The organism is Methanoregula sp. (assembly GCF_028712425.1).
Lineage (GTDB): Archaea > Halobacteriota > Methanomicrobia > Methanomicrobiales > Methanospirillaceae > Methanoregula.
This window is the reverse complement of sequence record NZ_JAQTQD010000006.1, coordinates 24,008-38,633: the sequence shown is the minus strand read 5'-3', so window position 1 is coordinate 38,633 and position 14,626 is coordinate 24,008. Positions and strand designations below refer to the sequence as shown.

Sequence of the window (14,626 nt, the reverse complement as noted above, 5' to 3'; positions counted from 1 at the left end):
AAAGAGGAATTTTCAAGAGCAAAACGTTCCTTTATTAGGATTTTTGTGCTGCGAGATCATCGATATACTTTAGTGCCTCGATCGCGTCCAGCCTCTTCCGGTCCACGGCGTGATCCTTCACCCATGAAAGGAACCGATCCCGTGTCTCCCCGGCAAGCGATTCCCCGGTCGCTGAGACGATCTTCGGGTAAGTGCGTTGCGGGTAAAAAACAGACCTGGCAGCAGCGAGCAGGGCTGCGTGATCCTGTCCACTGATGATCCCTTCCGTTTCTGCCGCCTTCAGCGTGAACCGGATATTCACCAAAGGTTCTGATAGGGAAAGCCCTGTCTCCGGGTCGAAGACAAGCGCCACTTCATCGTCAGAGATCAGTTCCCCGCTCTTGTACATCCGGTACACCTCGCCGATCCCGGTCATACCCAGCGTGTCCATCTCGGCGGCCCGGAGCGCCCCCATGCTGGAGGCTCCGACTACCCGGACCCCCTTCTTTACAGCGGCAAGGATCTCGCGGTGGGCAACAGCAGATTCCTGATGGAATACGCCGTCGATCAGCCCGATGATGGTAGCACCATCTTCTGCTGCCCGCAGGAGGTCCCCGCGTTTTGCCGGCGGCCGATACTCTGCGGGAAGGATCTCCTCTGCTGCTTCCCGCTCAAGGCTTGGCCCGAGAAAGATGATGATCCGCTGCATTCTTCACCCGCTCGCCTTTCCGCTCCGGGTCCATGGCGAAGACTTCAAGACCCGGCACAATGACCCGGACCACTGGTATCCCGATCTCTTCCCGGGTCAGGTCAACGACAATGACCCGGTCAAGACCCTGTTTTTTAAGGGATTCAATAATGAACTCAATGTCTTTCTTGAAATCGTCACTGTCGGAGGATGGAACATCCTTGTAGGGGATGGTCCCGTTGTCGCGGTACCAGTACCCGTTGATCCGCTTTGCCCGCTCGTAGCCCATCCTCTTCCGCATCTCGGCAAGGGTCGTGTCCTCACGTGCCCCGTGGATCTGGGTGAGCCGGCTCTGGGCAACCTCGGTGAGCGCCCGCATCACTGCGATCCGTGCGCTGGTGTGCGTGCCGATGCCGATGGTAAGAAGCATCGGGTCTTTTGTCAGCACGTCATCGGCAACCGCCGCCATCGTGGGGATGCCGATGTCGCTCGTGATGTCGCGGACAATCACGTCGACCTGTGCATCGGCGAATTTTTTCTGCATATCGCGGATCGCGGGATCATCGATATCGATGACTGCCGGGCCGGTGTCGCGGGTAGACTCCACGAGCGACCATGCGTCCCGCTCAACCACTTCGGAGAGCGCGTGGAAGATTGCCTCCTCACGGGTGTTACCGGACGCGAGCCCGTTCGTGTTGGTCCGCATGGGCCCCCGGTACTGGAAGGGGAGCGGGTGGAAGACCGCAAAGGCCGGGACCCAGAGTTCCTCTCCCTGTGCGATATCGTATCCTCGGCACCAGGACAGGAAGCGGTCGGTCTGTGCACCTTCCGGGAGGATGAGGTCGTTTGGGTCGAGGACGGGCCCCTCCATCCTCATCTCGTCAGGCAGTGCGACCCGGATCTCGCGGTCGTGCACCTCGGCCGAGTAGCGCTCGATGCCTTCCATGATCGCCGAGATCCTGGATTCCTCGACTGTTGCCCCTTTCCCGTTGTACACGGTGATGGCCCCCGATTCCGCGGTGGGCCGGATGCAGGAGAAGACCGGGATCCCGATCCGGTCCAGGCTCGTGATGTCGGCAACACGGGTGATCCCGGCAGCCGGGACTTTCGGCTCGATCCGGGCAAGGGTTTCATCAAGGGGGACGGCACGCTGGGTCTCGTTGTTGTAGGTTTTTTTGCACGATCGGATCTGCATCTGTGGATCACCGGGCTGTATTCGGGACAGTTTCTGTATGGAGAGGTTTCTCGCTGCCGGGGTTTATACATGCCCATGCGGGATTACTACCAGTCAAAACTGCGAGAGAATTCGCAGCTAAATAAACCGATAAATAGTGTCCGGGATGAATAGTCAACCGGAGAACTGATCTGCCATGAAATACCCTGTAGTTTTTACCCTTGTCGTCGTTACGCTGCTGACGGCTGTTGTGCTGTTTGCCGGCTGCATGTCTGCACCGCCGGACACAAAACCCGTGCCGCCGGTCTCTCCGGTAACAACCGAACCCTTTCCCTCCGGGTCATCCTGTGGCATAACCAGCTGCCACGGCCTCGACCTTGCCTGCGGTGCCAATGCACCGGAAGTCTGCACGATGGAGTACCGTCTCGGTGATAAGTGCCGGCAGTACGCACGGTGCGATTCCAGCGGCGGGAGCTGTACGCTCGTGACTGATCGGAAATTTGCCTCATGCAAGGCCTGCGTGGAGCAGTGCGCGGCACGGGAGACCGAGGACCCGGCTGCCGCATTTGACTGCGAAGCGAAGTGCTGAGAGGAAGAGGTAACTCTCCATACATTTTGAAAAAGATCCGGCGTATCAGAACACGTATGTTGTCCCGACGGTGTTCAGGATACACTTCTCGGGCATCGCACCCATGAACCGGTTGATCGTGGTCCAGCCGGTGCAGTGCATGGGGACGATATAATCCGGGTTAATCTTCTTCATCGCATCGATGGTCGGTGGCACAATCTTCTCGTACGCCTTGCCGGAGAGGTGGAATCCCCCGAGGACCGCGTGGACGCGATCGATTCCGGTGATCCTCTTTGCATATTCCACGGTGTTGATGATCCCCGCATGGGCACACCCGCTTACCACGACAAGTCCCTTCTCTTTCACGTTCATCACGAGTGCCTGGTCATCACGGATCGAATCGGGGGTCCATTTCCCGTCCCGCTCAATCTCTGCCCCGGGCAGACCCTTCTCGAACCGGACCTTCCACTCCACTTCACCCGTCACAAGGATATGGCCGGCGGCAAGGGTCGAGGGTTTGCTGCGCATTTTGATGTCGGCCCCGGCCTTCTTCAGTGCCACAATGTCCGGAGATCGCTGGCCGAAGACGCCCGCTCCGGGAATATTCCGCCTGCGGGGGAGGAAGGCATCCGGGTGGGCAATGAGCGGGACCTGCCGCCCTGCGCCCGCAACAGCATGTTCGAGTGCGCCGGTATGGTCGTAGTGGCCGTGGCTTAAGACAACCGCTTCGATCCCGGCAAGGGAGACCCCCACCTGGAAGGCATTCCAGGGCAGGCACGTATCGGAGAGCCCGGCATCCAGCAGGATCGCGTGCTCCTTATTCCCGGAGAACACCTTCACGTGGCAGGAGAGACCGTGCTCGGCCAGTAGCCTGCGGTCCGGGTTGTACGGCAGCCGGCGGTCAACAGGTGTTGACGGGGTGTTGATAAGCGAGTCCGTGTAGTTATCCACAAGGACCGTGATCTCGACCCGGTCGGCCGGTTTCAGCTGGCGTTCGGTCATTATCTCATCCTCAGTGGTTCCATCGCGCTCAGTCTATAAGAAGGAGCGCCATCAGTTCCGGGTGTCCCTGTACCGGGAACCGGATCGGCATTCCGGCTTTCTCTGCGGTCTTCACCATGTTGACGCCGACCGCGTGCTCGGGGATCCGTGCCTGCGTGGGGTGGATACAGACGCCACCCTTGACATTGCAGGTCTCGCAGAGCCGGCACGAGCCATTGATGAACGCGAGCGCGAAGGGGTTGCCGGCATTGAATGCCGTCCGTTCGAGTTCGAGCATCATCGGGGCGAACGCACCGGTGCCGTTGAAATGGTCTCTCCAGAACTGTGTTGCCTGCTCCTTCCTGTCTTCAGGCGCAGCCGGGTCGAGCCAGTACTTGTAGATCGAGCAGATCACATCCGGGTCTGCCTCTGCCGGTGAGATGTACTTCGCGAGCAGGGCATACCGGTACTCGGAAAGGATCTTCCGGAACTCATCCGGGGTCGGGACATAGGGGGGGCAGGTCAGCTTCTTCCCGTACGCGATGCATCCCGCCCGGCATTTGAGCGGGACGCGGTTCTCGACAACGATTTCCGCGGCCGGGATCACTTTAGCATCTTTCGCACCGAGTTCTCTGGCTTTTTCAACGAGAAATGCGTACTGCGGGGAGACCAGATCCTTCTTCATGATGATTCCTCGCCCGCCGGTTCAGAGCTGGCCGGCTGGCTGTCTGATGAAGATAGGCGACAGGAAAAGAGAAACCTTGTGGATGCGTTCAGAACCAGCTCTCGAGCGTCTTCTGCCCGGCCTTGACCGAGAACCCTTCGAGCGCCTTGTCCACCCGCTCTTCCGAGAAGTCGTAGCCATCGCAGAGCATCTTTTTGATCCCCTCAGCATCCGGGTGCCCCGCAGCAACCGAGTACTCGGTCGTGACCGGGGGTTTGAGGAACATCTCCATCACTGGAGCGGGGTCGAAGTCCGGCTGCTTCTCTTTGAGTTTAGCCGCAAATTCCCCCTTCTGCACGATCTTCAGGCCGGTCTTTGCGCCAACGCCCTCAACGCCCGGGTTAAAGTCCGTCCCCACGAGGATGCCGATCTCGATGAGCTGCTCGCGGGTCAGTTTCAGTCCGGCAAGTGCCTCCGCGAGCACGATGCGTTCCGGATTCACCGTGATCTGCCTCCCCCGGATCTTCCGTTTCCCGGAAACAGTCAGGTTGCGTACAAGCGTCGGGGCTCCGAAGAGGAGCGTATCGTAGTCCTGAGAAACAACATACCGGCAATCGCCCCGGGCAACCATGAACGCTGCCTGCGCCTCGCCTTCGCCCGGTGCCTGCACCACCGGGATTCCCATCAGGCCCAGCAGCTGTTTGGAGGTCTCGATGATGGTGGCGTCGACCCGTGTCGATGACCGGGCCTGCTTGTACGCCTCGGCTTCGTCCCCGCGTTCAACCGCTTCCCGCCATTTCTCGCCCGCAGCGTCGCGGAGCTTCCGGCGCTCATCGATCGTCGCCTGTTTCAGCTGCGTGGGCTTCCCATCGAAGACAAAGACCGGCTTGATCCCCTTTGCCATGAAGTTCGAGATCCGGAAGAGGATGCCGGAGAGGTGGGAGGTGACCCTCCCCTGCCGGTCCATCAGGGGCGTGCCATCCGGCTGCCGGATGATAGTGAGGAACTGGTACAGGGTGTTGTTGCCATCCACTGCCGCTATGCCCGGGAGGGCCTCCCAGCTGACCGGTGTCTTGTAGTCCGCGATGATATCCCGTAATGCAACGCCCATTCTCTTTCAGCCCTGATCGTCCGGTTACCGATATGCCCGCCGGGAGAGCTCGGCCACGTGTTCGTCGAGATGGGTGATAGCCATGTCGTACTTCTCCACCATCCGGGTGGAGATCTCTTCGAGGTTTGTCCGGAGCATGCGCTCGCGGGTGATCACGCTCTGTTCGAGCCGGCGCATCTTGATTTCGAGCGAGAGGAAGAGCCCCCCGATCGAGAGCATCATTAAGGCTGCCGCAACCGCGATGATCAGGTCCTGCCAGAACCGGAGAATGAGGACGAGGGTCGATACGACCATGACGACCGTGAGCAGGATATCGGGTAAGTACTCGCGTATCTCCATGCTTTTAGATAATGAGAGCGCACTAATTAATCTAACTAAAATCGTGCCGTGACAACAACCGGAGATATCGAATGGATACCAGGAACCTTGCCCCCCTCATTGCAATGCCGCTCCTCCTCCTTGCCGTGGAGATCGGAGCTGTCCTCCTCTCGCTCCCCGTCCAGGCCTCGGGCATCGTGGCCTTCGAGGATCCCGAAGACCTGGCAAACCCGGTCTGGTTCATCGGCATCCTGCTCGTATTCACGGCGTTCCTCCTTCTCCTGATCAAGTATGATATGAAGCGGGTCATCGCGGCGGTCATCGGGATCTCCATCTTCCTGACGTTCTGCTACATCTTTGCGGCTGTCACGTTTGCCGCCATGGGAGAGACCGACCCGGCGATGGTCATCGCGGTCATCCTCGCCATCCTTGCCATTGTTCTTTTGTATAAATATCCGGAATGGTACGTTATCGACGGCCTGGGCATCCTGATCGGGGCCGGTGTTGCTGCGATCTTCGGCGCATCGCTTGAGGTACTCCCGGTGCTCATCCTCCTCGTCCTGCTCGCTGCGTACGATGCGATCTCGGTATACAAGACAAAACACATGATCACGCTGGCGGAGGGCGTCATCGACCAGAAAACGCCCATCCTCTTTGTCATTCCCAAGCGGAAGGACTACTCGTTCATCAAAGAGGGGGTCGGGAAGATCAGCGATGGCGGCGAGCGGGCTGCGTTCATCATCGGGATGGGCGACATGATCATGCCCGCGATCCTCGTGGTCTCGGCCAATGTTTTCCTGAAAGGCTCACGCCTTGGCGGGCTCATCAATCTCCCGGCGCTCGGGGCGATCCTCGGATCGGTTGCCGGGCTTGTCGTGCTGTTGTACTTCGTTATGTCCGGTAAACCTCAGGCCGGGCTGCCGCCGATTTGTGGCGGGACAATTATTGGGTTTTTGATTGGGTGGGCGGCAAGCGGGTGGGTGTGAGGGGGGGATTCTCTCGTGAAGAGGGTCTTTCCCGAAGGCTTCCGGACATAACATTATCTCTTTGATTTGGGCTTATTTTTCGGATCGGAGGCCAAATTAAAAAACGGGTTTTTGCGAACTCGCGTTTTTTGGTGAATTATATCGTGTTGTTTTGGAACGGAGGCTCTATTGACGTTATTTTATGCATTTTGGTAGTATTTCAGCCTCCAAAAAGTGCTTAATTGGTGCCTTTTGGATACGCGATTCTTGCAGGAACGGCCGCTGGAGCCAGAGAATGGTAAAAACCATCAGATTTGAGACACGAGAAAAAATTTTCCGAGGGAGTACCTTAAGGTGCTTTTCGAACAATGCGCGGGAAGTACATCATTATATCCCTATGCCCCTTTAACTACGTCGGAACGAACCTCCAACGTGCCCGTATTCTGCCCCTTTTGCCCCTTTGGCGCCCCTTTGAGAATGTAGTGGGTACCTTTGCCAGTTCTGCCGACGCGGGAAACTATCTCGCGCCGTTCGAGATCCGCGAGGTCCGCACTCGCCTGCCGCTTTCTTATCGAAGCCAGTGTCTGGAATTCTGAATTGGTTATCTTCCCTCTCGCCCGAATGTATTCGAGAGCTTGGATCTGCCGGCGATTCAAGCCCATCTGGCTCAGAGCATCGGGATTGAACAGATCTTTCCGGAATAGTACCGAAAAACCCTGGTCTTCCTGGAAGACCGGTTCGGGGATGCCCGCGGCCTCGCTGGCACTCCGTATCTTTTGGATTCCTCCGCCCCACCGTTCGATCAAGCCGATATCATACAGCACCTGGGCGATTCCCTTGTTCCTGAGGACCGATGCATGCGGGGTGAAAAGTTCGGGCAACGTAATGCCGGTAGCCAGCCGGCCCGGGCTCCAGATTTTGAGAGAATCGTTCAGTATCCGGATTTCTCCGGCAGAGCTGATTGTATAGTCACGGTGACAGGCTGCGTTGATAACCGCTTCACGGAGGGCCTCAACCGGGTAATCCCACACCTGTTTGCGTTCAGGTTCCCCGGTCATCACGAATGCAACCCGGATATTCTTCCGGATAAACTCCATCGCATCGTTCACCTGTTCAATGATCGTACCCCGGACCATGCGATCATCAAGGACGCTGATCCCATCAGTGTCAAAGAGACCGCAGTGGATGGTTGCCTGCGATAGGAAGCGTTGTGGATCTTTCCCAAAGAGGAGAAGTGCTGCCCAAGTCGGAGTAGTGCCGTTGATCAGACCGATCTTCTGGAGTACCGTGTGCGGAGCTTCGCCTGCTGTGATATTCCGCCTGCCTGTCTCATTTGCTTTTCTGATGTAATCGGCGATTCTGGCGGTATCGAGATCTTCAAATGTCGTATTCGATGCAGGTGTCAGGTCCCAGCAGCCGCCAACGGATTGAAGGTGCATTTCTGCGATCTCGTGGGGTTGCATGACGCGGTTGCTGGCGCCCACTCTCCGGTAGCATCTGGCCCGGACTGAGACCGGTTTGAGCGGGTTTTCCCTGATGTAGATCGCTGCCACGGCCCTGCCCTCGCGGGATATTTCTTCAATCTCCGGAATGATGCGGGGTTCGGTGCTCTGTGAAATCGTATTAGCCCAATCTTTGAAAGATTCGGTACCAATCAGTGTCCCGACAGCATTCCCGCGATCGTTTATTCCGATGAAAATTGTCCCGCCATGGGTATTCGCGAATGCACCGGCGGAAGCAACCACTTCCCGATCGAAGGATTCCTTGAATTCAACCGTTTCGGATTCGTGGAGGGCCGGTGCCGGTGATTCGGGCATTGTACAGAATTTGGTTTCTCCTCCCTTTTCATAGTGTTGCTCTGGAGAAACCGGAGTCAGGAAGAGTCCCCCTCCGCCCGTCACAAAGAGTTTTTACTCTTCTTTCCCAGTATGATCCAATGGAGAGCCTCTTTACCTCACCTGAATTCCAGATGAGCCTGCTCCTCTTCGTGGCGCTCGGAGGATACCTTATCGCATCGCGGATCAACCAGTCGGCCGTCATCGGCCTCATCCTGGTCGGCCTCCTTGTTGGCCCGAGCGTTCTTGGGTGGATCACTTACACGGACTTTGTCAGAAGTCTTGCCCATCTCGGGGCAGTAATCCTGCTCTTTGTGATCGGCTTCGAGTTCAACATGAAGGATATCCTCCACCCGCGGAACTTTGCCATTGCCGCAATCGGTGTCATCGTGCCGTGGATTGGCGGCTGGTGGCTTGCCGTCCTCTTCGGTTTCGATTCGGCAAGCGCCATCTTCGTCGGGACAGCCTGCACAGCAACGAGCATTGCGATCACGGCAAATGTCCTCAAAGAACTCGGCAAGCTCCAGACTGAGGCGGCAAAAGCGATCATCGGGGCCGCGGTCATCGACGACATCCTTGCGCTGCTCGTGCTTGCCATCAGTATGGACGTGGTGGGAGGATCGTTCTCCTACCTCGGCATCGCTGTTGTGACGGTCAAGGCAATAGCGTTCATTGTCATTGCGGCGGCATTCGGCCTGCTCGTTGTCAGCAAATTCCTCGTACGGCTCGACGCGACATCTTTTGTCCGGAAATACCCGGAGTTCATCTTCATCTTTGCGATGATGCTCGCGTTCCTGTACGCCATGCTTGCCGAACTGGTCGGGCTCTCGGCGATCGTGGGGGCGTTCATTGCCGGCGTCTCGTTCAAGGACGTGGAACTCCACCAGAGCCACAGCCTCAAGGAAGGAGCGGAGTACCTCCAGATCATCTTTGCCTCGATCTTCTTTGTCTCGCTCGGGATCATCGCCGACCTCCACCAGGTCACCCCGGAGATCATCCTCTTCCTCGTGGCCCTGACCCTTGTTGCCATCATCACGAAAGTGATCGGCTGCGGTATCCCGGCAAAACTCGGCGGGCTCTGTGGCAAGGACTCGCTCATCGTGGGCTTTGGCATGGCTCCCCGCGGGGAGGTGGCGATGATTGTTGCGCTTATCGGCCTCGAAGCCGGGATCATCGGGCAGGGTGTGTACGTGGCACTCGTGCTGATGAGCCTGCTCACCACCATCATCACGCCCATCGTGTACCGGAACTGGTTCTACAAGGGCGAGTATTGCACGTATGATGACAAGGGCGCATGCATCACAGAGGGGAGATAACGGGACAAGTGTAAATGGAGACAATCGTATGACTAAAACAGGTATTCCCTGAATAAAATGGAATGGTATAATGATGGGGGCTGATGCCCCCATACCCCCGCTTGTGATGAACGGCCGCTGCCAAAGTCGAAGGCTGATGCCTTCTCCAGGTAATCCTCGCTGATGCGACGATTACCTTCCCGAAGGGCGCCCCGCGGCGGAATCAATTTCCTTTTTATGAAAGCAACACCTCGTCGGAGTATCCCATTCAGGTAATATGGAGGCATCGCCTGTGCCCTCGCCCCCTCGAGGCAGGGCTGGTGCAAGGGGGGGTGTGATCGAAATAGGAAACTGGTATTCACCAGAGTACTTTTTTTTGAAAATTCTCAGGGGAACATAAAGGTACCATCATCCCCTCTTTTGCCTGACCTGTTTATGCTGTGACAGGTATTCTCTGACACGTTACCCTCCTGCCATCTGACATTGCCTTAAATAACCGGACAACCATCTAACAATCAGGAGCAGGAAACATGTTTGAGAACGTTCTGCTGCCAACGGATTTCTCCCCGGACTCGCAGAAGGTGCTTGAGTACGTAAAGGATATCCCGGGGATAAAAAAGGTCTTCCTCCTTCACGTGGTCGATGCAACCCGGGCGTCGCTGCGCGGATGGGAGCATGAGCCGAAGATCGAGAATGCGAAGATCCTGATCAAAGAGAACCAGAGAGTGCTGGAACAGGCCGGGCTCGTCGCGGACACTGAGATCGAAACGCTCGTGAACACGATTATGCAGGGAAATATCCCGCTCACCATCCTCGAGAAGGCAGAGCGGGAGAAGGCAGACCTCATCGTTATGGGTGCCCGCGGCAAAAACACGATAGAGAATATCCTCCTTGGCAGCGTGTCGGCAAACGTTATCCGGCATGCAAAGACACCGGTCCTCCTCATGCGCTTCCCACCGGAGTCCTGTTCCATGGCCGGCCGGCCGAACCTGTTCTCCCGCATCCTCGTGCCGCTCGATTTCTCGGAGCCGTCACGCGACGCGCTCGCCTGCCTTTCCCGGATCCCGGCACCCGGGAAGGTCACCCTTCTCCACATAATCGACAAGGGCGAATCCAAAGAAGAGATCCAGGCAGCTGTCGGGGATGCAAAGGAGAAGCTGGCAGGAATTGCACAGGAGCTTGCGGGCAGGGGACTCGATGTGGAGCCCGTGGTCCATGTCGGCTATCCCCCAGACGATATCACGGCAACCGCCGACCGGCTTTCTGCAACGCTCATCCTGATGAGCCCGAAGGGCGAGGGCTGGATGCGGGAACTCCGGTCGCTCTTTCTTGGCAGCACAACGAACGCGGTCGTGCGGCGGGCGCACCGGCCGGTCCTGATCACGGCAGGGAACGGGGGAGCATGACGCGACACGCAATTCTTTCCCCTGCCATGCGGTTGGATAACCGGTCTTTTTCTGGCACGATTGCAGAGCGATACCCGGGACAACCGGTGATGCACCGCAGCACGGCCCGGGCAGTGAAGGCCCACCCGTAAGGAACAGACAATGGCGTCCTGGGAACTTCTCTTCGCCATCATCCCGGGTATCATCCTCTTCCTGTACGGGATCGAGCAGTTCTCCCGCGAGGTGCAGGTCGCCGGCGGGGAGATGTTCCGCTCCCTCATCCAGCGGTTCACGAAAACGCCGGTGCGGGGGACGATCACCGGTGCCGTTGTCACCTCGCTCGTCCAGTCCAGCACGGCGACAACCGTCATCACGGTAGGCCTCGTCAACGCCGGGATCATCTCCTTTACGGCATCGCTCGGGATCATCTTCGGGGCAAACGTGGGGACGACACTGACCTCCCAGCTGGTTGCCCTGAACCTGACCGCCTTTGCCCCGGTCTTCATCCTTATCGGTTTTGTCGTGGGCATCATCCCCGGGAAATACCGGATCTTCGGCCGTCCGATCTTCTACTTCGGTCTCGTCTTCTTCTCTCTCTCGCTCATCTCGGCGGTCCTCGTACCCTACCGCACCGACCCGCAGCTGATCGCGCTCGTGGCCCTCATGGACACGGTCTTTTTGCAGATCGCGTTCGGATTCATCATCACCAACATCTTCCAGTCCAGTTCCGTTACCACGGGGCTTGTTGTCGTCATGTCCCAGAGCGGCCTTTTGACAACGGAAGCGGCAATCCCGATCATCCTTGGCGCCAACCTTGGCACGCCGACAACCGCCCTCATTGTCGCGTCCCGGATGAACACCTCCGCAAAGCGTGCAGCCGTTGCCCATTTCCTCTTCAGTTTCATCGGCGTTTTGATCTTCCTGCCGTTCCTTGGGCCCTTCACGGACCTCATCGTATCCCTCGGCGGGGATGCCGGCCAGCAGGCGGCAAATGCCCACCTCATCTTCAATGTCATCTGCTGCATCATCTTCCTCATCCTCATCCGGCACTTTGAACGGCTCATGGTGCGGCTTGTCCCGGGCAGGGAGGACGACGTGGTCTTTGTTACCCGGCATATCGCCTCACCCCTGCCTTCTGCAACTCATGAGGCCATGAAGCAGGTGGAGCAGGAGATAGGCCACCTCCTGACCATGCCGGGAAAACTGCTCGCAGAACTGGAGGGCATAATCCGCGACCCGAAGAAGTACTCTCCCCAGGTGCTGCAGCTCCAGGATTATGCCACCTACCTTGATTTGCAGATCAGCAGCGCTGCGCTCGAGGTCTCGGCACGCGACCTCTCCCCACAGGAGGCTGCACGGATTGCCGGCCTTGTCCGCATCTCCAAGCTCGGCCAGGTACTCGCCATCCAGACCGCGGAACTCGTGGAGATGATCCACCATATCCAGGAACGGGGGATCGTCCTCGCGGAAGAGTCCCGGGAGGCACTTGAGTATACCCTCATCCCGTGTACCATGAACCTACGGACCCTGGGAGAATCCTTCCCTGAAATCACCGATGAGATCAACGAGTCCATGCGCATGCAGGACGACCGGCTGCGGGACATTATCACCACCCAGTACCGCGAGTACCTGAGGCGGTTTACTGCAAGAATGACGCCTTCGGGAAGCGAGTTCTCCCGTGTCCTCTTCCAGATCGAGGGGATGGCTGGCACGGTCCGTGAGATCCGGAAGTCCACCCGGGTACTGGACCGGGAGTGATCGCGGCAGGAAAACCCGTTGAGGAAGGGGATACGTTTCCCTCGCCGCACTGGTCGCCTTCCCTCATAACATCAAACACGGCCGTTTCTATTACGAGCATCGATGCAAGGAATGCAGGAACAAAAAGGACAAGCAACGCTACCAAAAAAAGAAACTAGCAAAGATAGCAAAACTGACAAACCCTCGAAAGCGGCAGTCGAGGCCCTCAGGAACGAGATGTCAAGAATCAAAAAAGATTAGATGTGCCCATATCGCTTATGGGCCTGTTCAATCGTCATGATCTGCAGGACTGTTACGTCCTTGCCATCATACTCGATGAACACCGTGTACCGGCGCGAGATGTGCATCCGATAACGGCAGTCATATAACTTTTCAAGATCACCAGCCGGAGGCCACTGCCCATCCAGCCTGGAGATGTGATCCCCCACAATCCGCTTATCCTTCTCAGGGAGCAGATCCAGAAATTTTATCGCGTTAGGCTTGATGAATAACATTTCTCAGGCCGAGCTTATCCACCGCCTCTGCCCATGGTATCGAGGGTTCGGCAGCCGCTACATCAAGATCATCCATAAGACGTTGTTTTTGCCCGGACTCAATTAAATACAATATCAGGTCATCAAACGACTCCCCGGGCCGCTTCAATAGCGATAATCGTTCCCAGGTAGACGGAGTGACAGGAATCCGCTTGGTAGCATTTTGTTTCTCGTTTGCGTTTATCGATAGCATATCGCACATTCTCCTCTGCCTAGAGGATCCAACCCTCTTGCCTCTTTCCATGGACAAAGTCAAAAAAACTCTTTGCCATAATCTAATAGAACTTACAAGATTAAATACATTGTTACAATCTTGCACATAATTACAAAATATTGCACATAATGAGATCAAAACCCCATAACGAAAATCATTTCCACTGGAACTTTTTCTAACACAGATCTTAATACTACTGTTCCCAAAATTACAATCCAGCAACAAATCACGGACGATTCGAATGGACAGTTCAACACGGAAGGCTATCTGTAGCTCCAACTCGGAATGCTGGAATACCCCGCGTCACGCTCTTTAGGGGGATGATTATGGGATCCGGCAGCATACCAGTAGTGTGCAGGATACCCGTCACCACGCAGTCCGGCCCGTTTCCCCGGAACACCGGCATGGCGTTTTCCTGCCGGAGGATCGTACCATGATGTTTGGCTCATTCCCCTGGCCCTGTATCCATGACGCCGATGGCATATTCAGCATCAGTATCGAAAGGGAAGGCGGGTTCTTCCGTTACCGCCGCACCTGCCAGGACAGCCACGTAGAAAAGACCCTCATCTCGGAAGGCTCCGCGGTCTTCATCCACCCGGTCGAGCCCATAAACCTCCCCAAGGAAGTGACGCGGATTCTTGAGATCGTCTTTCCTCCCGTATTCATTGCGCCCGAGTCGGAGAAGACCGTCTTTCTGGTATTCCCCGTAGAGATCGGTGTTTTCATTGAAAAGAACGGGGACTATGTGCTCCTCGATGTATTCTCCCTGTGCCAGCCCAAGTATTCCCTGTACGGCTCTCCCGAGAATGGCGTGATCACCCGGTTTTGCCAAAGCCGCGTCTCTGATACAGTACCGGTGATCGATCCTGCCCGCGAAGGGGTGCTGCAGCTCACCCTCAGAAACACGGGCCGGAACTGGGTGGAGGTGTCCCGGGCGGTATTTGATTCCTACTTCATGCCCCTGTACTTTGACACCGGCGCTGCCATGACCGGCGAGATGACCATCTTCTCGAAAATGATCGCCGAGACCCGGCTGCAGGAACAGCCCCTGCGGGACGGGATGACCCTGGCAATCCCCGTGATCCAGGCCAGGAAGATCCTCATGGTGGACGTGGAGAAGAAGAGCTTCCTGATGGAACACGGGGTGGGGTGAGGCAC

General features: G+C 57.0%; 15 protein-coding genes. 7 read left to right on the top strand and 8 right to left on the bottom strand.

The window, feature by feature from the left end:
* Positions 1-34 precede the first annotated feature (34 nt).
* A complete protein-coding gene (locus tag PHF39_RS04575) occupies positions 35-688 on the bottom strand; it encodes a TfuA-related McrA-glycine thioamidation protein (protein WP_300220751.1) in 654 nt (217 codons plus the stop codon).
* Entirely contained in the window at positions 651-1,862 is a 1,212-nt protein-coding gene (locus PHF39_RS04570) for a YcaO-related McrA-glycine thioamidation protein (RefSeq protein WP_300220748.1), read from the bottom strand. The genes PHF39_RS04575 and PHF39_RS04570 overlap by 38 nt, the downstream gene beginning before the upstream one ends.
* Before the next feature lie 175 nt (positions 1,863-2,037).
* Between PHF39_RS04570 and PHF39_RS04565 the strand changes: the two genes are divergently transcribed.
* Positions 2,038-2,430, top strand: coding sequence for a hypothetical protein (locus PHF39_RS04565; RefSeq protein ID WP_300220745.1), 393 nt, complete (start codon positions 2,038-2,040; stop codon positions 2,428-2,430).
* Positions 2,431-2,475: 45 nt separating this feature from the next.
* On the opposite strand, the gene PHF39_RS04560 is transcribed toward PHF39_RS04565, so the two are convergent.
* From PHF39_RS04560 to PHF39_RS04545, 4 genes are all read right to left on the bottom strand, one after another.
* Positions 2,476-3,411: an MBL fold metallo-hydrolase gene (locus tag PHF39_RS04560; RefSeq protein WP_300220742.1), complete on the bottom strand. Its 936-nt coding sequence runs from the start codon at positions 3,409-3,411 to the stop codon at positions 2,476-2,478.
* A 28-nt stretch (positions 3,412-3,439) separates the two neighbouring features.
* Entirely contained in the window at positions 3,440-4,075 is a 636-nt protein-coding gene (locus PHF39_RS04555) for a DUF2284 domain-containing protein (RefSeq protein ID WP_300220739.1), read from the bottom strand.
* Between the two features lie 88 nt (positions 4,076-4,163).
* The gene (gene fen / locus PHF39_RS04550) at positions 4,164-5,165 is read right to left on the bottom strand and encodes a flap endonuclease-1 (protein ID WP_300220736.1); all 1,002 of its coding nucleotides are present in this window, start codon (positions 5,163-5,165) and stop codon (positions 4,164-4,166) included.
* A gap of 24 nt (positions 5,166-5,189) precedes the next feature.
* Positions 5,190-5,504: a hypothetical protein gene (locus PHF39_RS04545; protein WP_300220733.1), complete on the bottom strand. Its 315-nt coding sequence runs from the start codon at positions 5,502-5,504 to the stop codon at positions 5,190-5,192.
* A 71-nt stretch (positions 5,505-5,575) separates the two neighbouring features.
* Here PHF39_RS04545 and PHF39_RS04540 point away from each other — a divergent pair, with 71 nt between their 5' ends.
* Entirely contained in the window at positions 5,576-6,469 is an 894-nt protein-coding gene (locus tag PHF39_RS04540) for a presenilin family intramembrane aspartyl protease PSH (protein WP_300220731.1), read from the top strand.
* A gap of 374 nt (positions 6,470-6,843) precedes the next feature.
* On the opposite strand, the gene PHF39_RS04535 is transcribed toward PHF39_RS04540, so the two are convergent.
* A complete protein-coding gene (locus PHF39_RS04535; RefSeq protein WP_300220728.1) occupies positions 6,844-8,265 on the bottom strand; it encodes a helix-turn-helix domain-containing protein in 1,422 nt (473 codons plus the stop codon).
* Positions 8,266-8,384: 119 nt separating this feature from the next.
* Between PHF39_RS04535 and PHF39_RS04530 the strand changes: the two genes are divergently transcribed.
* The 4 genes from PHF39_RS04530 (at position 8,385) to PHF39_RS04515 (ending at position 12,721) form a co-directional block, all read left to right on the top strand.
* Positions 8,385-9,599, top strand: coding sequence for a cation:proton antiporter (locus tag PHF39_RS04530; protein WP_300220725.1), 1,215 nt, complete (start codon positions 8,385-8,387; stop codon positions 9,597-9,599).
* Between the two features lie 509 nt (positions 9,600-10,108).
* Complete coding sequence (locus tag PHF39_RS04525) at positions 10,109-10,984, top strand: universal stress protein (protein WP_300220722.1); 876 nt, start codon at positions 10,109-10,111, stop codon at positions 10,982-10,984.
* Complete coding sequence (locus PHF39_RS04520; RefSeq protein WP_300220720.1) at positions 10,981-11,115, top strand: hypothetical protein; 135 nt, start codon at positions 10,981-10,983, stop codon at positions 11,113-11,115. Before PHF39_RS04525 ends, PHF39_RS04520 begins: the two co-directional genes overlap by 4 nt.
* 10 nt (positions 11,116-11,125) lie before the next feature.
* A complete protein-coding gene (locus PHF39_RS04515; protein WP_300220717.1) occupies positions 11,126-12,721 on the top strand; it encodes a Na/Pi cotransporter family protein in 1,596 nt (531 codons plus the stop codon).
* A gap of 474 nt (positions 12,722-13,195) precedes the next feature.
* On the opposite strand, the gene PHF39_RS04510 is transcribed toward PHF39_RS04515, so the two are convergent.
* Entirely contained in the window at positions 13,196-13,498 is a 303-nt protein-coding gene (locus PHF39_RS04510) for a hypothetical protein (protein WP_300220713.1), read from the bottom strand.
* A gap of 322 nt (positions 13,499-13,820) precedes the next feature.
* On the opposite strand from PHF39_RS04510, the gene PHF39_RS04505 reads away from it, so the two are divergent.
* Positions 13,821-14,621, top strand: coding sequence for a DUF432 domain-containing protein (locus PHF39_RS04505; protein WP_300220710.1), 801 nt, complete (start codon positions 13,821-13,823; stop codon positions 14,619-14,621).
* Positions 14,622-14,626 lie beyond the last annotated feature (5 nt).